Consider the following 18,752-nt stretch of genomic DNA (forward strand, 5'->3'; position numbering starts at 1 on the left):
GCCGCTGAAGACGTGCCCGAGGTGCGGTGACGTCGTGCTCGCGGCGCGGTGGCGGTGCGTCGGAGCCGGGTGGGACGCAGGGGGCGGCACCGCGCCGGACCCGGCGCGGTGCCCGCACCGGCCGGATCAGCGGATGGCCGGGAGGTCCCGCAACCGGCGGCGCGACGTGATGCCGAGCTTGCGGAAGATGTTGCGCAGGTGGGCGTCGACGGTGCGCGGGCTGACGAACAGCTTGGCGGCGACCTCCTTGGACGTCGCGCCGTCGGCGACCAGCCGCGCGATGTGCACCTCCTGCACCGTGAGCGCGTCGGAGGCCGACGAGGAGCGGCTGCGCGCGCGTTCCCCGGTGGCCCGCAGCTCGTTCGCCGCGCGGGCCGCGAAGGCTTCCGCGCCGAGCCCCGACAGCAGCTCGTGGGCGTGCCGCAGCTCGGTCCGGGCGTCGCGTCGCCTGCCCCGCCGGCGCAGCCACTCACCGTAGACCAGGTGGGCCCGGCCCCGGTGGATCGCCATCGGGCCTGCGCCCAGCAGCTCGACGGCCTGCCGGTAGGCGTCCTCGTCGTCGTCCACCAGGGCCCGCGCGTAGGACTCGACGCCCAGCCCCCACGGTTGTCCGCCCGCGCTCGTGCGCTCGGCCAGCGTCGTGAACGCGGCGCGCGCCACGTCCGGCCGGCCGCACCGCACGGCGGCCTCGACCAGTTCGGGCAGGGCCTGACCGGCCAGGCCGAGGTCGCCGGTGGCCACCGCCTGCTCGGCCGCCGCCAGGGCGGCGGGGTAGTCGGCGAGGCCGTTGCCGAGGACGGCCGTCGCGTACCGGACGCTGAGGCTCATGTGCGGGCCGACCCGCGAGAACAGCTCGTGCGCCGCCGCGCGCCGCCCCTGGAGCGCGGCCAGGTGGATGCGCGGGTAGACCAGCGGCGCGGCACCGGTGGCCTCCGCGATCGCCTCCTCCTCGGAGATCATCTCCTTCGCCGCGCCGAAGTCGCCGGTGTGGGCGCTGACGGTGGCCAGCATCGCCAACCCGATCGGCAGGACGTGGAAGGAGCCGGACTCGCGGCCGGCCGCGGTGACCCGGACGGCGATGTCGCGCATGGCCTCGCGGTCCCAGAGTTCGAGCGCGAGCAGGTACCCGAGGGTGGGCCACCGGGTCCACACCGGGTCGTCGCGGTCGGCCACGACCGGGCGCAGCAGCTCGGCGGCGGCCCGGTGCCCGTGGTCGGCCAGGGCGACCATGCCGTCCAGGACGACGTCCGCGCTCCGCGGGCGGCCGGGCGCGGGCGGCGCGGTCCGGGCGGCGTCGACCACCGCGGCCAGACCGCCGGTGAGGACCGCCATCTCGATGGCGTCCACGTAGACCGTCCGCGCCGCCGCCGGCTCCTTGTCCGCCAGCGCGGCCGCGGCGCGGAGCAGGTGGCCGGTGGGCAGGTCCCCGCCTCGGAAGCGGGCGAAGGACAGCCGTCCGCGCAGCAGGTCGACGCGCGGGTCGTCGGGCTCGACGGTGGACAGCAGCCCGGCGGCCACGTCGAAGTCGCCCGCGGCCAGCTTCGCCTCGACCGCGGCCAGCACCCGGTCGACCCGCGGGCCGGGTTCGAGGGTGAGCGCGGCGGCGCGTTCCAGGAAGGCCGCCGCGGCGGCGACCCCGCCGCGCGACCGCGCGCGGGACGCCGAGCCGACGAGCGCGGCGGCCACGTCCTCGTCGGGGCCGACACTCGCCTTGGCGCGGTGCCAGGCGACGCGGTCCGGGTCGGCCAGCGGGTCGCTGACCCGGGCGAGGGCGTCGTGCGCGCGGCGGCGCTGCTCGTCGGTCGCGGCCCGGTAGACCGCCGAGCGGGCCAGCGGGTGCGCGAAGCGGACCCGGGCGCCGAACTCGACCAGCGGCGGCACGTCCCGCGCGGCGCTCTCCCCGATGTCCAGCAGCGCCGCCGCCCGCCACAGCAGGCCGGGGTCGCCCACCGGCTCGGCGGCGGCCACCGCCAGCAGCAGCCGCACCTCGGGCGGCAGCCCCGCCAGCCGCGCGCGGAAGCTCCGCTCGGCGGCGGCGGGCGCGGGCAGGTCGAACCCGCCGGCCAGACCGGTCAGCCCGGCGGTCGCGGTCAGCTCCACCAGGGCGAGCGGGTTGCCGCGCGCCTCGGCCAGCACCCGGTCGCGGACCCGTTCGTCCAGGGGCGCGCGGTTCGCGCGGGCCAGCAACGCGCGCGCCGCCCGCTCGCCCAGCGGCTGGACGTCCAGTCCGGGCAGGTGGCCGAGGTCGGCCGGTTCGTCGCGCGCGGCGAACACCACGGCCACCCGCTCGGCGGCCACGCGGCGGGCCACGAACGCCATCGCCCGCGCCGAGGCGCGGTCGAGCCAGTGCGCGTCGTCGACGAGGCACAGCAGCGGCCGGTCGGCTTCCAGCAGCAGGCCCAGCGCGGCCGCGCCGGCCAGGAACGGGTCGGGCGTGCCGGTGTCCAGGCCGAACGCGATCCGCAGCGCCTGCCGGTGCGGCGCGGGCAGGCGGTCGAGGTGCGCCAGGACCGGGACGCACAGCTGGTGCAGCGCCGAGTACGGCAGTTCGGTCTCGAACTCGACGCCGGAGGCCCTGATCACCAGGAAGTCGGAGGTCGAGGCGGCCAGGTGGTCCAGGAGCGCGGTCTTGCCGATGCCGGGTTCGCCGCGCAGCACGACGGCGCCGCCGCGGGATCGCCTCGCCTCGTCCACCAACGCCTGGAGCCGCGACGTCTCGTCCCGCCGCCCGAGCAAACCGTCCATATGCCCCGGATCATGACGGACGGGCCGGGTGAAATCCAGGCGGCGGATGGCGAACACCGATGCGACCGGTGTGGTTCGCCCGGACGTCGACCGGTGTGGGCGACGCACCGGCCCCGGCTCGCCCGCCGTCACCTGCGGATCGGCCCGGCACCGGCGGATAGGTGATGTCCACCGACGCGAGCGGCACCGGCCGGACGACATCCTGGAGCACGCGAGGAGCACGGTCCGGTCCCGGCGCAGGGCCCCACCACCGCCGATCCGGCCGGACCAGTCGTCGACCGAGGAGCAGACCATGCGCGACACCACCCCCCTCCACCCCGCCGGACTGCCGGGCCCGGCCCGCCGCGCGCACCCGCCACCCGACCGGTGCGCGTGCCGCCCTGCTCGCCATCCCGCTGGCCGCCGCCGGCCTCCTCGGCGTCACCGCGCCCGCCGAGTCAAGGCCCCGCTGAGCACCGTCTGGCAGCTCCAGGCCGACGTGGAGCGCCGGCCGTCCCGGCAGCCGCCCGTCACCGGCAGCGAGCGCCTGGACCGGGGCCCGCTCCGGTCGGGTTCGCGGTTCCGGTGGACCACCCCGGTGCCGGCCACCCCCACGACACCCGCGACGACCCTGACCATCACCTCCACCGTCCGGCAGTTGCAGCACCACCGGTGCATCCGCTGGACCGGAGCCGCGATCGGCGAGGGGCTGACCATCGACCGGGGTGTCCACGCGTGGACCTTCACCAGGGTCGAGGGCGGTGTCCTGGTGCGCACCGAGGAGACCTGGACCGGCGACCAGGTGGAGGCCGACGTGCCCACCTCCGTCCACTTCCTCGGTGAGGGCCTCAAGGCGTGGCCGGCGGACCTCAGGACCGCCGCCGAGGCCCGGCACCGGGGCTGACCGGACGACGCCCCCGATCACGCCGGCCGAACGACCCACCCCGCGATACCGCCACCTACGGAGGGAAACCGTGTCCACCACAGCACCGCACCGCGACCGCACCGACCACGCCGATCCGACCGGCCGCCGGTCCTCCCTGCCCGTGATCGTCTCGGCCTGGGCCGTGCCGGTCCTCGTCATCGCCCAGTTCGCGATGGTCTCCGTCGTGCCGGTCCTGGTCGTGCTGATCGGTGTCCTGCGCGATCCCCACCTCCGGACGCTCCGCTGGTGGGCGTCCGCCCTGACCGCGGCGTACGCCCTGCCCCTCGCGCTCTGGGCGATCGGGCCCGAGCGCGCGCCGAGCCTGTCCAAGGACATGCACCCCGCACTCGCGGCACTGGTCGTCGCGGCCGGCGTCGCGGTCGCGGTGGCCTACCACGTCCTGCGCCGGCAGTCCCGGCCGAGCGGCGACGACCGGACCGCCTGACCGCCGTCGCCCGGTGCCGCGCACGCCGCCGCTGCCCGGCCTCGCGCACCCGGCGAGGCCGGACAGGCGTGTCGCACCGCCGCCGGCCACGTGCCGGCCGGTCACGCCTCACCCGGGCACGACCCACCGTCCCGGTCGGTGCGCCGGCCGTCGGTGCCGGACGCGCGGGACGACGCGGTGCTCGTCGCGGTGGTCGAGCGCGGTGGTCGAGCGCGGTCGGGGTCGCCGAGCGGCGTGGACGGGGTCGGGCGGGGTCCGGTTCGGGTGCGGTCGGCGGCGGGTGCGACCGGGGATCAGGGGTGATCGGAGTCGGCTGTGGGCGGCGGGGTCGGGGCCGGCGGGGTCGGGTCGGGGGTCGGGCCCGAGGTCGGCTCGGTGTCGGGCTCGGGCAGGCCGTGCAGGGCGATCCGCACGCCGCGGTCCATCGCCGCCCAGAGCTGCTGCTCGTCCTGTCCCAGCTCCATGCTGCGCAGCGCCGCCGCCTGGGTCGCGCCGGCCAGCGCGCCGACGACCGCCGCGGCGGAGATGGGGTCGAGCCGGTCCGGGAAGGCGGCGAGCAGCGCCTGCGCCAGCTCCCGCTGGAACGCCAACGACCGTTGCAGCGCACGGGCCTGGAGCGACGGCACCGTGGTCAGCAGGCGGCCGTGCAGGGCGGTCGTCTCGGGGTCGCGACCGCCGATCGGGACGTAGTCGTGGCGCAGCGCCTCGTAAGTGCGCCGCAACACGTCCGCGACCGTGTCCTCCGGCCGGCGGGCGGCGATCACCTCGGCCGCCAGCGCGTCGCTCGGCCCGGCGTCGGCGAAGAGCACGTCGTCCTTGGTCGGGAAGTGGTTGAAGAACGTCTTGGGCGCCACGTCGGCGGCTTCCGCGATCTGGGCGACGGTGGTCCGCTCGAAGCCCTGCTCGGCGAACAGCCTCATCGCCGTCTCCACCAGCAGCTTCCTCACCTGCTGCTTCTTGCGCTCTCTCCGCGACTCTTCCACGGTGTGACCTTACACGCACAGCATGCTTTCACTGGCTATAACCTTACATCGAGTGTAAAATGCGGCATGAGTCAGCTCGTCATGGCGGGGATGCCCGCCCCTGGGCACGTCAACCCGAGCCTGCCGCTGGTGCGCGAACTCGTCGCGCGCGGCACGTCCGTCGCCTACTACGCGAGCGAGGAGTTCCGCACCGCGGTCGAGCGGGCGGGCGCCGAGTTCCGCGCCTACCCGGAGGGTGTGCTGTCCGCGCGGGACATCGCCGAGGCCACCCGGTCCGGGAGCCTCCTGCGGGTCGTCATCCGGGTGCTGCGCGCGACCGAGTCGCTGGTCCCGTTCCTCGTCGACGAACTGCGGCGCGACCGGCCCGACGCGGTCGCCTTCGACTCCAACGCCGTCTGGGGTTACGTCGCGGCGACGACCGCGGGGCTGCCGCGCGTGTCCCTGATGACGACGATGATGATCGGGTCGGCCGACATGAAGGTCCTCACCGCGCGCGAGTGGGCGCACCCGCTGCGCGCGATGCTGCCCGACCTGCCGGCCGCGCTGCGCGCGAAGAGCCGCGTCGTGCGGCTCTTCGGCAAGGAGGCGTACCCGCCGTCGCCCACCCTGCCCATGCGCGGTGACGTCACGATCTTCCCGATCCCGCGCGCCCTCCAGCCGCCGAACCCGGCGATCGACGACCGGTGCCACTTCGTCGGCCCCACCCTCACCGGTCGGCACGAGGAGCTGGACCCCGAACTCGCCGCGCACTGCGCCGGGCCCGAGCCCGTCGTCCTGGTCTCCCTCGGCACCCTGCACCAGGGCACGGGCGAGTTCTTCCGCACGTGCTTCGAGGTGCTGTCCGACCTGCCGGTCCGCGCCGTCGTCGTGGTCGGTTCGCACGCGGGCGACCTCGGCCCGGCGCCGGCGGGCGTCCTGGTGCGCAGGACCGTTCCCCAGGTCGAACTGCTGAAGCGGACGGCGGTGTTCGTGACCCACGGCGGGATGAACAGCGTCCTGGAGGGACTGGGCCTCGGCGTCCCGCTCGTCGTGGTGCCGCAGCAGGTGGAGCAGCTCATCATCGGCAACGCCGTGGCCGCGCGCGGCGCGGGCGTCGTGCTGCGGCACAACCTGTCCCGGCGTCCGGTCCCGGCCGGCGACCTCCGCGCGGCGGTGGACCGCGCGCTGCACGACACCGCCCTGCGCGAGTCGGCCCGGTCCCTCGCGGACGGCATCGCGGACGGCGGTGGCGCGGCGGCCGCGGCGGACGTGGTGGAGAGCGTGCTGCGCCGGTAGGCCACCGGGGCCACCACCGAGTGCGCCGGCGCGCAGCGGTCGCGGTGCGCGGGCCGGTGCCGCAGGCTGGTGTCGACAGGCCCGCTCGGTCGCACCGGACTGGAGGCAGCACGATGACCGGCTACTTCGGACCGGGCGGTGGTCCCGGCGGCAGCCCGTTCGACGAGTTCCTCGCGCAGTTCTTCGGGGCGGGCCCGACCGGACGCCGCTCCCACCCGGTCGACATCACGGGCCTGATGAGCGACCAGGCCAGGGAACTGGTGTCCGAGGCCGTGAGCCAGACCGCCGCGTGGGGCCGCACCGACGTGGACACCGAGCAGCTCCTGTGGGCCGCCACCCGGCAGCCCGCGACGCGGGCGCTCGTGGAGCGCGCCGGCGCGGACCCCGACGCCCTGGCGCGCCGGATCGAGCAGCGGTCCAACGGGGGCGAGCCCCGCCAGGGCCCGGTGCGCCTGACGCCTGCCGCGAAGCGGACGCTGCTCGACGCCCACCAGATCTCGCGCGGGCTGGGCGCGTCCTACATCGGTCCCGAGCACCTGCTGCTGGCGCTGGCCGCCAACCGGGAGGCGGGCGCGGGACGGTTGCTCGCCGAGGCGCGGGTGACCCCGGAGCGGATGGCGGGCCGTGAACCCGGCGGGCCCCGGCGCGAGGCGGGGTCGTCGTCCGGTGGCGGCGGGACGCTCGAGCAGTTCGGGCGCGACCTGACCGAACTCGCCCGGTCGGGTGAGATCGACCCGGTGATCGGCCGGGACGAGGAGATCGAGCAGACCGTCGAGGTGCTGTCGCGCCGCACCAAGAACAACCCGGTCCTCGTCGGCGAGGCCGGTGTCGGCAAGACCGCCGTCGTCGAGGGCTTGGCGCAGCGCATCGCGGCGGGCGACGTGCCCGACGCGCTGGCCCGCCGCCGGGTGGTCCAGCTCGACCTGACGGCGATGGTCGCGGGCACCCGCTACCGCGGCGACTTCGAGGAGCGGATGACCCGGCTGGTCGACGAGGTGCGCGGACGGCGGGACGAGCTGATCCTGTTCATCGACGAGCTGCACACCATCGTCGGCGCGGGTTCCGGCGAGGGCTCGATGAGCGCAGGCAACATCCTCAAACCCGCGCTGGCCAGGGGCGAGCTGCACGTCGTCGGCGCGACGACGCTGGACGAGTACCGCCGCGACGTCGAGTCCGACCCGGCGCTGGAGCGCCGCTTCCAGCCGGTCCTGGTCCCGGAGCCGACCGTGGCCGAGACGGTGGCGATCCTGCACGGCCTGCGCGACCGGTACGAGGCGCACCACCAGGTCCGGTTCACCGACGAGGCGCTCGACGCGGCGGCGACCCTGTCGGACCGCTACCTCACCGACCGGTTCCTGCCGGACAAGGCGATCGACCTGGTCGACCAGGCGGGCGCGCGGGTGCGGCTGCGCGCGGGCCGGGGACCGGCGGAGGCGCGCGACCTCCAGGGCGAGCTGGAGCGGCTCCTGCGCGACCGGGACCAGGCCGTCGGCGAGGAGGACTACGAGCGCGCGGCGCGCCTGCGCGACCGCATCGCCGAGGTCCGCCGCGAGGTGGAGCGCGCCCGCGCGCACGACCGCCCCGACCACGTGCCGGAGGTCGTCACCGAGGACATCGCGCAGGTGGTCTCCCGCAGCACGGGCATCCCGGTCAGCCGGCTCACCGAGGAGGAGCGCGACCGCCTGCTGCGCCTGGAGGAGCACCTGCACGGCCGGGTCGTCGGGCAGGACGAGGCCGTGGCGGCGGTGGCCGAGGCGGTGCGCCGGTCGCGCGCGGGCCTCGCCGAGCCGGGCAGGCCGGCGGGCAGCTTCCTCTTCCTGGGACCGACCGGCGTGGGCAAGACCGAACTGGCCCGCACGCTGGCCGAGGCGTTGTTCGGCGACGAGCACCACATGGTGCGCCTGGACATGAGCGAGTACGGCGAGCGGCACACCGTGAGCAGGCTCGTCGGCGCGCCGCCCGGCTACGTCGGCCACGAGGAGCCGGGGCAGCTCACCGAGGCCGTCCGCCGCAGGCCCTACTCGGTGGTGCTGCTGGACGAGATCGAGAAGGCCCACGCGGACGTGTTCAACGTCCTGCTCCAAGTGCTCGACGACGGCAGGCTCACCGACGGGCGCGGCCGGACGGTGGACTTCGCCAACACGGTCGTCATCATGACCAGCAACATCGGCTCCGACCTCGTCACGGCGGGCACGCGGGGCGCGCTCGGGTTCGGCCCCCTGGACGAGCGGGACACCGAGGGACCGCTGCGGGAACGGCTGATGCGCCGCCTGCGCGAGACGTTCCGGCCGGAGTTCCTCAACCGCATCGACGAGATCATCGTGTTCCGGCGGCTGGAGGTCGAGCAGCTGCACCGCGTCACCGAGCTGATGCTGGAGCACACGAAGCGCCGGGCCCACGGCCAGGGCATCGACCTGGAGTTCACCCCGGAAGCGGTGGACTGGTTGGCGCGGCACGGGCACCAGCCGGAGTTCGGCGCCCGCCCGTTGCGGCGCACCATCCAGCAGGAGGTGGACAACCGGTTGTCGCGGCTGCTGCTGGACGGGAGCCTGTCCGCCGGTTCCCGCGTGCGGGTCGACGCGCGTGACGACGAGCTGACCGTGGATACGGTGGGCACTGCGGGCTGAGGCCGCGAATCCCTTGTCACGGCGGACATCCACGTCCGGAGTGGACTCGTCGGGGGCGCGCCGGGTGGTGCTCCCGCCGCCGGCAGCGGTCCGGAGGGGAGGAGCAGCGGGTGTCTTCGGTGGGTGTGCTGGTCGGCGGGCTGAAGCCGGTGCTCGTCGGCACGCTGCTGGTCACCGATTTCGCCGTGGCCGTGCTGCTCGGGCCCGCCGGGGTGCGGGGCCATCGCGACCTGCCGACGGGCTGAGCGCCCGCCGAGCCGCCGGTCGGGTCCGGTCGCCGGCGTGGCCCGTCAGCCGGCCGCCAGGCACGGCGGGCGGTAGCCGTCGACGCGCAGCCCCCGGAACTCCAGCTCGTTCGGCGTCTTGCCGACGAAGACCAGGCCGCGCGCCTCGCCCAGCGCCGACCCGAGGGAGTACGACGGCTTGCCCAGCTCGGGCAGCCACGTCCACCGGTCGGGGGAGAAGCCGAAGAACTTCCGGACGAGCTGCCCGCCCGTCGACGGCACCCGCGTGAGCCACTTGTCACCGCCGCTCCAGCGCGAGGCCGGGCGAAGCTGGACGTAGAGGTCGTCGGTCGCGCGGTAGGTCAGCCAGAAGCCGGTCGACCCCGAGAGGTCGACCTGCGCCTCGAACCGGTTGCCCAGCCACACCACGGCCACGTGCCAGTCGTCGCCGAGGAACGCCACCTCGGCCGCGTACCCGTTGCCCCGGCGCACGAGCAGGCTGCCGGTCGGCGGCACGGTGGTCCCCTCGCCGGAGGCGAGCCACTGCTGGAACCGGTCGATCGACGGGGTCGCGCACTCGCAACCGCGCGGCGCCGCCAGGGGCGCTCCGCCCGCGTGGGCGACCGTCGCCGACCCCATGAGGGACACCACCACCGTGCAGACGAACGCCGCCAGTGCGACCGTCACCCGACCGAACGTCGAACTCCCGCGCATTCCCCGGAAGCTAGCACATCGACGGGCACCGCGGTGATCTTGAAAATTTGCCGGGGAGAGGGGCGGCTCGTGATTGGGTGGTGGGGTGATCTCGAAGCAGCGATTGGTGGGGCAGTTGCGGGAACTCGGTGTCCGCGCCGGTGACGTGCTGGTCGTCCACACGTCCTTCCGCGCGGTCGGTCCGGTGTCCGGCGGGCCGATGGGGTTGATCGACGCGCTGCGCACCGCCGTGGGCGGTGATGCGGGGACGCTCGTCATGCCGTCGATGACCGGCGGCGACAACCCGGAACCGTACGACCCGCGACGGACGCCGACCCGGGGGATGGGCGTCGTCGCGGAGCTGTTCCGGCGGCTGCCGGGCGTCGGTCGGGGCGACCACCCGACGTCGACCTTCGCGGCCGTGGGCCGGCACGCGTCCCGGATCATCGCGCCGCAACCGCTGTCGCCGCCGCACGGCCCCGACAGCCCGATCGGCAGGGTGCACGCGCTCGGCGGATCGGTGCTGCTGCTGGGCGTCGACCACGACGCGAACACCGCGCTCCACCTCGCCGAGGACCTGGCGGGCGTGCCCTACCGGTCGGAGGACCACGCCCTGGTGCGCGACGGCGACCGGGTGCGCGAGGTGACGATCAGCGAGCCCGACCACTGCGGCCGGGGCTTCGCCGCCGCCGACGACTGGCTCCGGGAACGGGGCGCGCAGCGGGAAGGCCGGGTAGGCGACGCGACCGCCCGCCTGTTCTCCTGCCGGGACCTCGTGGACGCCGTCGTCCCCCGGCTGGTCGCCGATCCCACGGCGATGCTCTGCGCCGAGGGGTCCGGGTGCGAGGAGTGCGACGAGGCGCACCGCAGCATCGGCTGAGGCGCACGCCGCCGCACACCGCGCGCTGTCGCGTCGTAGGCTTGCGCACGTTGCGCGGAAGGCGGCCGGTCCACGGCGCGACCCCGTCGTGGCCGGGCACGGACGTCACCCGCCGCGCGGCACGAGCAGCCCCGGTGGAACGCCTCGGTGACGAACAGCTCCGCCGGCGCCTCCCGGTTCGTCGCACCGCCCGCCACCAGTCGGAGCACGTCGAGCTTCCTGCCGGACGCACGCGGTACTCCGTCCGCGACGGCACGTCCACGAAGCCACGCGGGGTGGCGTGCCGCCATCGCGGTCGGCCGTCGGCGCGACGCACGACCCGGCGAGTGCGACACCGAAGCCTTGCCGGGCAGCGCGGTGTCTTCGGTCCTTTGTGGACGGCTGATGGCGGCGCGCGGGTCGACGCGGTCGCGGTGAACGCCCGGACCGGGGACGTGGCGGGCTCGGCCGGTCGCGGGGTGGATTCGGGTACCCGGTCACGGGTTCGGCCACCCGGCACGTGAAGATCGGGTTCCGCGCGGGAGCGCTGCCGGAGAGCCCGCGCCCGACGTCCTTCCGCACCGGACCACGCCCACCGTCCACGACGACGGATTCACCCGGACGTGGGAGGCGCGGGCCCTGGTGGCGCGCAGTACGTTCGGGGTGTGGCGGAGATCCTGTACCCACCGGTCGAGCCCTACGAGCACGGGATGCTGGACGTCGGCGGCGGCGACCTCGTCTACTGGGAGGCGTGCGGCAACCCCGACGGCAAGCCGGCGCTCGTCGTGCACGGCGGGCCGGGGTCGGGGTGCACGCCGGCCCACCGGCGGTTCTTCGACCCCGCGCGGTACCGGGTGGTCCTGTTCGACCAGCGCGGCTGCGGGCGCAGCATGCCGCGGGCCGGGCTGCCGGGGACGTCGTTGCGGCACAACACGACCGCGGCGCTGGTGGCCGACATGGAACTGCTCCGGGAGCACCTCGGCGTCGAGCGCTGGCTGCTCACCGGTGCCTCGTGGGGTTCCACGCTGCTGCTGGCCTACGCCGAGGCGCACCCCGACCGCGTGTCGGAGGTGGTGATCACGGCGGTGACCACCACCCGGCGCGCGGAGATCGACTGGCTGTACCGGGGGCTGTCCCGCTTCTTCCCGGCCGAGTGGCGGCGCTTCCGGGACGTCGTGCCGCCCGCCGAGCGCGGCGGCGACCTGACCGCGGCGTACGGCAGGCTGCTGGCCGACCCTGACCCGGAGGTCCGCGCCCGCGCGGCCAAGGCGTGGCACGCGTGGGAGGACGCCACGATCTCGCTGGACTGGAACCCGACCGCGCCCGCGTTCAGCGACCGCCCGCTGCCGGCCATGCTGGACCGGGCCCGGATCTGCACGCACTACTTCGCCAACGACGTGTTCCTGGCCGACGGCGTCCTGCTGGCGGACGCGGCCAAGCTGACCGGCATCCCCGGCGTGCTGCTGCACGGCAGGCTCGACCTCGGTTCGCCCGTCGACACGGCGTGGGAGCTGGCCGAGGCGTGGCCGGACGCCCGGCTGGAGGTGTTCGGCGGCTGCGGGCACGCCGGCACGCCGGAGATGTCGGCCCGCAAGCGCCAGGTGCTGGACGAGTTCGCGCGGGCGTGACCGGGGCCCGCCCGGCGGTCGCGCGCCGGCTCGGACGGCGACCGCGCGCCGGCCCACCCGCCGGCCATCGGTCCGCGCGGCGATCACGGACCGGCTCCACCCGCCGCCTGCGCATCCGTTCCGGCGGCGGTCGCGCACCGGCCCACTCCCGCCGGCGCACCGGTCCAGGCCGTGATCGCCGATCGGCCCACCGCCGGCCGCGCACCGGTTCACGCGGCGATCGCACACCGGAAGCACGTCGTCGCGCCGGACAGGTGGGCCCGCGCGAACCCCGCCTCCGCCATCCCCTCCGGGTAGGCCGCCACCGCGTCCTCCCACAGCCGCGTGGCCTCCGCGCCGGCTCCCCGCGCCGCCGCCACGTGGGCCAGCCCCTCCAGCACACGGGCCAGGTAGCGGCGCAGCGCGTAGCGGTCGGCCCGGTCGTACGCCTGCCCGAACACCTGCTCCGCCTGGTCCAGCTCGCCCCTGGACACCATGACCTCGCCGATCACGATCAGCGTCTCGCACTCCAGCGCGTGCAGGCCCAGCTTCCGCGCCTGCTCCAGCGCCGACCGGCCGGTGTCCAGCGCCCGGTCCAGCTCGCCCACCGAGCGGTGGACGGACGCCAGCCCGAGCAGGGCCACGGCCCGGCCGTGGTCGAAGTTGCGCTGCTCGCTGACCCGCAGGATGTCGCCGAAGGTCCGCGCCGCCTCCGCGTGCCTGCCCTGGAAGTGCTGGATCGCGCCGATGCTCCACGCCGTCAGCTGCTGGGCGTGCGGCGAGCCCTCGTTCGCCGCCGACGCCAGCGCGCCGCGCAGGCGCTCCAGCGCCTCGGCGTAGCGGCCCAGGTCGCGCTCCACGGCGCCCAGGCTGTTCTCGATCGCGGCGCGCAGCGTGGTGTCGCGCTGGTCCCTGGTCAGCCGCTCGGCCGCCTGGAAGGCGTCGTGCGCCTCGGCGAGGCGGTCGTCGCTGAAGTGCACGATGCCCAGGTCGACGAGCTGGGCGGCCTCGCGGGTGCGGTCGCCCAGGGCGCGGCTGCGGTCGAGGGCCTGCCGCAGCAGCTCCTCGGCCGACGCGGTGTCCTCGCGTTCCCGGTGCGCCACCGCCAAGCCGTGCAGGCACGCCGACTCGGCACGCGGGTCGCCGTCCGCCCGCGCCGCGCGCAGGCCCTGCTCGAACAGCGCGAGCGCGTCCTCCCCGTAGTTGCGCAGCCGCAGCGCGGGCTGGAGCGCGCAGGCGAAGCCCCAGGTGTGGCGGTGCATCCCGTGCTCGGCCGCGCACCGGGCGGCGGCCACCAGGTTCTCGTGCTCCTCGGCCAGCAGCGCCAGCGCCCGGTCGTCGGACGCGGGCACCCGCACGTGCGCCGGCCGCCGCCCGACCGGCGGCGGCAGGTCGTAGACGCGGTTGTCCAGCCCCCTGCTCCACACGTGGCAGGAGTGCAGGTAGTAGTCGAGCAGCCGGGCCCGCGCCGCGTCCAGCTCCGCCTGGTCCTCGGTCTCCACCAGGATCTGCCGGGCGCAGTCGCGGATCAGGTCGTGGAAGTGGTAGCGGCCGGCGGCGTTCTGCTTGAGCAGGTTGTCGTCGAACAGCCCCTCCAGCAGCTCCTCGGCGTGCGCCGGGTCGAGGTCGGCGAGCGCGGCGGCGGCGTAGGCGTCGAAGTCCTTGCCCACGTGCAGGGCCAGCCGCCGGAACAGCCGCTGCGCGTCCGGCCGGAGGTACCGGTACGACACCCGCAGGACCCGCATCACGTTGCGGTCGTCGACGGTCAGGAACTGGCTGCGCGCCGCCTGGTCCCGCAGCCGCGCGAGCAGGTCCGACACCCGCCAGGTCGCGCGGTCGCGCAGGCGGGCGGCGGCGACGCGGATCGCCAGCGGCAGGTGCCCGCACAGCTCCACCGCCGCGGCCACCTCGGCGGGCTCGCCGGCGGTCCGCTGCTCGCCGGCGACCTTCCGGAACAGCGCGATGCCGTCGGCGGTGGTCATCACGTCCAGCGACATCGGCGTCACGCCGTCCAGCGCGGCCATCTTGCGCCTGCTGGTGATGATGACCAGCACCTCGGGCCCGCCGGGCAGCAGCGGTCGGACGTGGCCGGCGTCGATCGCGTTGTCCAGCACCACCAGGGCCCGCTTGCCCGCCATGTGGGAGCGCCAGAGCGCGCTGCGCCCGTCGAGGTCGGACGGCACGAGCTCGGGCGGCACGCCCGCGTCGCGCAGCAGCGCGTCCAGCGCCTGCTCCGCCGTCAGCGGCGCCAGGCCGGGGCTGAAGCCGTGCAGGTCGATGAAGTACCGGCCGTCCGGGAAGTCGTCGGCGACCTTGTGCGCGAGGTGCACGGCCAGCGTGGTCTTGCCGACCCCGCCCATGCCGTCGATCGCGGTGATCACCAGGGCGCTCGGCCGGTCCTGCCGCGTCTCGGCGAGCAGCCGCACCAGTTCCGGCGCCCGGCCGGAGAAGTCGCGGATGTCGTGCGGCAGGTACGACCTGCTCGCCCGCCCGGTGGTCGCCTCGGGCGCGGTGACCGGGCTCGGCGGCGGCACCTCGCCGGCGCCGTCCAGGATGGCCGCGTGCAGGCCGCGCAGCTCGGGGCCGGGGTCGAGGCCCAGCTCCTCGGCGAACACCCGCCGCCCCTCCTCGTACACGGCCAGCGCCTCGGCCTGCCGCCCGCCCCGGTGCAGCGCCCGCATCAGCGTCGCCCGCAGCCGGTCGCGCAACGGGTGGTCGGCCACCAGCCTGCGCAGCTCGCCGACCACCGCGCCTGCCTCGCCCGCGGCCAGGCGCAGTTCGAGCAGGTCCTCGGTCGCGACGAGCCGCTGCTCGGCCAACCCCGCCGCCGCGTTGAGCACCTCCGAGCCGTCCAAACCCTCGAACGCGTCGCCGCGCCACAGGTCCAGCGCGGACCGCAGCAGCCGGATCGCCGTCGCGGCGTCCCCGGCGGCCTGCGCCTCCTTGGCCTCCCGCACCAGCGAGGTGAAGCGGCGCGCGTCGATCGCGTCGTCGGCGACGTCGAGGCGGTAGCCGGTGTCGGTGCGCGTCACCCGCACGTCCTGGCGTCGCGCGCCGAGCGTGGTGCGGAGGGTGCGCACGGCGTTGTGCACCTGCTGCCGCACCGAGCGCGGCGGGTCGTCCCACAGCTCGTCGATCAGCCGCTCCACAGTGACCACCCGGCGTGCGTCGAGCAGCAGCAACGCCAACAGCTTCCGCTGCCGCGCGCCGGGGATGCGCACCACCTCTTCGGACTCCCGTACCTCCAGCGGTCCCAGGACATGGAACTCCACCAACGCGCCCCTTCACCACCGCTTCGTGCCGCGCCGCCGGCACGACGTCCACCCGAAGGTTTACCACGAGTAGTAAGCCGGTAGCCGTGCAGTAGCGCACCCGGTTAGCCTGGTCGAAGGCACGGAGTGGGGACCTTGCCTGCTCCTCGCCGGTCGTGGGACCGAGGTCGCGGACCGATCGATGACGAGTGCCGAGGGGGGCATCTTGCGTTCACTCCTGGTCGGACTCCTGCTGTCCGCCGCGCTGGTAGGCGCGGTGGCTGCGCTCGGAGGCGGGGAGGAGGCCGGACAGCACCCGCGGTGGTCGCCCTCGCAGAACTCCTATGTCGACGACGACCTGCCCCACGGTCGAATTCCGTGGTGAGTGGCCCCTCGACGAGCGCGGAGGCGAAGGCGGTCGGTTCGTTCCTGGTGACCATCACCATCCTGCTCACCAGCATGGGCGTGAGCGCCCTGGACCTGCTCGGTGACGGCGTCCTGCCCGGCGCGGTGTCCGCCCGGCTCGGGGCCTACCGGGCGATCTGGCCGCAGAAGTGGTCCTTCTTCACGAACCTCGACGGCGAGTCGCCCGTGCCCTACCGGGTCGGGCCCGACCTCGGGCTCACCCCGCTGTACGGGCACCGGGTGTGGGACGAGCGGCTCGCCGGCCTGCGGCGGCACGACGACGCGCGGGAGGTCGAGACCAGGCGGCTCGCCCTCGCGGTGCCCGAGCGGTACTGGCAGGAGTGCGGCCGGCTGCGGTCCGGCCGGTGCGAGCGCGACCTCGCGCCCGACCTCGTCCACGAAGTGGACAACCCGGTCGCCCGGCCCGGTCTGTGCGGCCGGGTCGCCGTGGCCCTCGAACGGGTCGCCCCGCCCGCCCCGCGCACGATCGCGGACGGACCGCGGCAGGTGTTCCGGCTGGCGTTGCTGGACGTCCGGTGCCCGTCGTGATCGGCGCCGCGGCGCTGACGCGCGCGGTGGCGCGGTTCGAGCCGCGCGGCGCGGGGCTGTCGGTGGGTCGCGCGCTGCTCGCCGCGGCCCAGCTCGCGGTGCTGGTGTTCAACCAGGACGCGGACCTGTTCGTGGCGACCCGCGAGCACCCGACGGGCGTCGACTGCGGCGGCGTGCGCGCGGCGGCGCTGCCGTGCGCCACCGCCGACGCGCCGCTGGTGGGGCGGATCGCCGCCGTCGCGGTGCTGCTGGTCGTCGCGTCCGGCTACCGGCCCCGGTGGACGTGCGTGCCGCACTGGTACGTCACGGCCGGGCTGGCGATGACCATGCCGATGGCCAACGGCGGTGACAAGATCGCGCAGATCGCGACCATGCTGCTGGTGCCGCTGTGCCTGGGTGACGACCGGGTGTGGCAGTGGGGCCCGGTGGTCCGGCCGCTGGCGGCGAACTGGCGGGGCGTCGCGTTCGCGGCGCTGGTCGTGCTGCGCGGGCAGCTGTGCCTGGTCTACGCGTACGCGGGCCTGTCGAAGCTCGGCGATCCGCTGTGGCGGCAGGGCAGCGCGATGTCCGTGGTGTTCGCCGACCCGTACTTCGGGTTGGCGCGGGAGGTCCACGACCTCGTGGCGCCTGCGCTGTCCTGGTACTGGCCGATGGCCCTGCTGGGGTGGTCGGTGATCGCGGCGCAGCTGGTGATCGCGGTCGCCGTGCTCGGCGGGCCGCGCGCCCGCGCCCTGGCGTTCGCGCTGGGGCTCTGCCTGCACCTGGGTATCGCGCTGCTGATGAACCTGCCGCTGTTCACCCTCGCGGTGCTCGGGATGCTGGTCGTCGGGTGCGCTCCCACGAGGCGCTGGGACGCGGGGTCGGGCGTCCTGGAGCGGGCGCGCTGACCCGGCCGCCCCGCCTGTTTGTCCACAAAGGACTGTTCCGGCCGGTGGCGAGTGGTCGACGGCGAGTAGTCGTCAGGTACTCGACTGGTAGTGGTGGCCGGGATGATCCAGGGTGCCCACTCCTGCGACTTCGGGGGTCGTGGTTCGGCGTTGTGCCGTGGGACGACGAGGAGTGCGACAACGTGATCGAACGCAATCGCAGTGGAGACAAGGAGAACGCGCTCGACGGCCTGTCCCCGGCCGTCGACGTGCCCGTGGAGGTGCTGCTGCCCGCCGACTCACCCCGGCTCGACGGTGAGAGCGACGAGCACGTCCGGATGCTCGCGGCGATCGAGGGGCCGCTGCCGCCGATCATCGTGCACCGGCCGACGATGCGCGTCATCGACGGCATGCACCGCGTGCGGGCGGCGTTGCTGCGCGGTGACGGCGAGGTGGCCGCGCGGTTCTACGACGGTGACGAGGAGTCCGCCTTCGTCCGGGCGGTCAAGGCGAACGTCACGCACGGCCTGCCGCTCAGCCAGGCGGACCGGGAGGCCGCCGCGCGGCGGATCATCGGCTCGCACCCGGAGTGGTCCGACCGCTCGATCGCCGCGGCCACCGGGATGGCGGCGGAGACCGTCGCCGCGCTGCGCCGCCGGTCGGGTGACCGCGCGGCCCAGCCGATCGCGCGCATCGGCCGTGACGGCCGGGTGCGGCCCCTGAGCAGCGCCGAGGGCCGTCGCAAGGCGGGCGAGCTGTTCGCCGACCGGCCCGGCGCGACGCTGCGCGAGGTCGCCAGGGCCGCCGGCATCTCGGTCGGCACGGCGCGGGACGTCCGGGACCGCGTGCGCCGGGGCGAGGACCCGCTGCCGGACCGGGTGCGGGAGCGGGAGGCGGGCGCGCCGACCCCGCCGACCGCGCTGTGCGCCGCGCCCGCGCTGCCCGACGGCGACTTCGCGCGGCTGCTCGACAACCTGCGGCGCGACCCGACGCTGCGCCTGACCGAGTCGGGGCGCGCCCTGCTCCGGCTGCTGACCGTGCAGGCGATGCGCCCGGAGGACTGGGGCCTGCTCGTCCGCGCCACGCCCGCCCACTGCCTGCCGGCGCTGTCGAAGCTGGCCAGGGGCTGCGCCGACAAGTGGGCCCAGCTGGCGGAGGAGTTCGACGAGCGCGCCCGCGCCACGGCGTGACCCGCGTGCCGTGCGGACGGGCCGCGACTCGTCCGCACGGCACGCTGGCGCGGGGTCCCGACGCGCCGGGGCTCGCGGCGCGGCGACGCCGAGGCGCGCGTCGGGTCGCTCGGGTCACAGCGGTGTGAC

The 18,752-nt window shown here is 75.5% G+C and carries 15 protein-coding genes; 10 read left to right on the forward strand and 5 right to left on the reverse strand.

All coding sequences use genetic code 11. The features are described from left to right. Window positions 1-126: 126 nt before the first annotated feature. Window positions 127-2,745: an AAA family ATPase gene (locus C8E97_RS16240; protein WP_246018924.1), complete on the reverse strand. Its 2,619-nt coding sequence runs from the start codon at window positions 2,743-2,745 to the stop codon at window positions 127-129. Window positions 2,746-3,037: 292 nt separating this feature from the next. Here C8E97_RS16240 and C8E97_RS16245 point away from each other — a divergent pair, with 292 nt between their 5' ends. After that, window positions 3,038-3,628 (forward strand): SRPBCC family protein, encoded by a 591-nt coding sequence (locus tag C8E97_RS16245; protein WP_121006425.1) that lies wholly within the window; start codon window positions 3,038-3,040, stop codon window positions 3,626-3,628. Window positions 3,629-3,698: 70 nt separating this feature from the next. Then, window positions 3,699-4,094, forward strand: coding sequence for a hypothetical protein (locus C8E97_RS16250; protein ID WP_121006427.1), 396 nt, complete (start codon window positions 3,699-3,701; stop codon window positions 4,092-4,094). A gap of 293 nt (window positions 4,095-4,387) precedes the next feature. Here the strand turns inward: C8E97_RS16250 and C8E97_RS16255 are convergent, their stop codons facing one another. Further along, entirely contained in the window at window positions 4,388-5,077 is a 690-nt protein-coding gene (locus C8E97_RS16255; protein ID WP_121006429.1) for a TetR/AcrR family transcriptional regulator, read from the reverse strand. Window positions 5,078-5,143: 66 nt separating this feature from the next. Here C8E97_RS16255 and C8E97_RS16260 point away from each other — a divergent pair, with 66 nt between their 5' ends. The 3 genes from C8E97_RS16260 (at window position 5,144) to C8E97_RS36505 (ending at window position 9,224) form a co-directional block, all read left to right on the forward strand. Continuing rightward, window positions 5,144-6,352: a macrolide family glycosyltransferase gene (locus C8E97_RS16260; RefSeq protein WP_246018925.1), complete on the forward strand. Its 1,209-nt coding sequence runs from the start codon at window positions 5,144-5,146 to the stop codon at window positions 6,350-6,352. A gap of 113 nt (window positions 6,353-6,465) precedes the next feature. Then, window positions 6,466-8,979, forward strand: a complete 2,514-nt coding sequence (locus tag C8E97_RS16265; RefSeq protein ID WP_121006433.1) for an ATP-dependent Clp protease ATP-binding subunit — start codon at window positions 6,466-6,468, stop codon at window positions 8,977-8,979. 110 nt (window positions 8,980-9,089) lie between these two features. Continuing rightward, a complete protein-coding gene (locus C8E97_RS36505; RefSeq protein ID WP_281275429.1) occupies window positions 9,090-9,224 on the forward strand; it encodes a hypothetical protein in 135 nt (44 codons plus the stop codon). 45 nt (window positions 9,225-9,269) lie between these two features. On the opposite strand, the gene C8E97_RS16270 is transcribed toward C8E97_RS36505, so the two are convergent. Then, a complete protein-coding gene (locus C8E97_RS16270; protein ID WP_121011625.1) occupies window positions 9,270-9,842 on the reverse strand; it encodes a hypothetical protein in 573 nt (190 codons plus the stop codon). Between the two features lie 160 nt (window positions 9,843-10,002). Here C8E97_RS16270 and C8E97_RS16275 point away from each other — a divergent pair, with 160 nt between their 5' ends. Together C8E97_RS16275 and pip are read left to right on the forward strand one after the other, a co-directional pair. Further along, window positions 10,003-10,776, forward strand: coding sequence for an AAC(3) family N-acetyltransferase (locus C8E97_RS16275; protein ID WP_211347037.1), 774 nt, complete (start codon window positions 10,003-10,005; stop codon window positions 10,774-10,776). Window positions 10,777-11,420: 644 nt separating this feature from the next. Continuing rightward, a complete protein-coding gene (pip, locus tag C8E97_RS16285; protein WP_211347038.1) occupies window positions 11,421-12,383 on the forward strand; it encodes a prolyl aminopeptidase in 963 nt (320 codons plus the stop codon). A 209-nt stretch (window positions 12,384-12,592) separates the two neighbouring features. Here pip and C8E97_RS16290 read toward each other — a convergent pair whose 3' ends face one another. Together C8E97_RS16290 and C8E97_RS36510 are read right to left on the reverse strand one after the other, a co-directional pair. Beyond that, window positions 12,593-15,634, reverse strand: a complete 3,042-nt coding sequence (locus C8E97_RS16290; RefSeq protein ID WP_121006438.1) for an AfsR/SARP family transcriptional regulator — start codon at window positions 15,632-15,634, stop codon at window positions 12,593-12,595. A gap of 211 nt (window positions 15,635-15,845) precedes the next feature. Beyond that, complete coding sequence (locus C8E97_RS36510) at window positions 15,846-15,980, reverse strand: hypothetical protein (RefSeq protein WP_281275430.1); 135 nt, start codon at window positions 15,978-15,980, stop codon at window positions 15,846-15,848. Between the two features lie 14 nt (window positions 15,981-15,994). Here C8E97_RS36510 and C8E97_RS16295 point away from each other — a divergent pair, with 14 nt between their 5' ends. The 3 genes from C8E97_RS16295 (at window position 15,995) to C8E97_RS16305 (ending at window position 18,623) form a co-directional block, all read left to right on the forward strand. Further along, a complete protein-coding gene (locus C8E97_RS16295; protein ID WP_121006440.1) occupies window positions 15,995-16,567 on the forward strand; it encodes a hypothetical protein in 573 nt (190 codons plus the stop codon). Beyond that, complete coding sequence (locus C8E97_RS16300) at window positions 16,555-17,454, forward strand: HTTM domain-containing protein (RefSeq protein ID WP_121006442.1); 900 nt, start codon at window positions 16,555-16,557, stop codon at window positions 17,452-17,454. Before C8E97_RS16295 ends, C8E97_RS16300 begins: the two co-directional genes overlap by 13 nt. A gap of 182 nt (window positions 17,455-17,636) precedes the next feature. Continuing rightward, window positions 17,637-18,623, forward strand: coding sequence for a ParB/RepB/Spo0J family partition protein (locus C8E97_RS16305; protein WP_246018926.1), 987 nt, complete (start codon window positions 17,637-17,639; stop codon window positions 18,621-18,623). Window positions 18,624-18,752: the final 129 nt, after the last annotated feature.

The sequence above is a fragment of the Saccharothrix australiensis genome (genome assembly GCF_003634935.1).
GTDB classification, from domain to species: domain Bacteria; phylum Actinomycetota; class Actinomycetes; order Mycobacteriales; family Pseudonocardiaceae; genus Actinosynnema; species Actinosynnema australiense.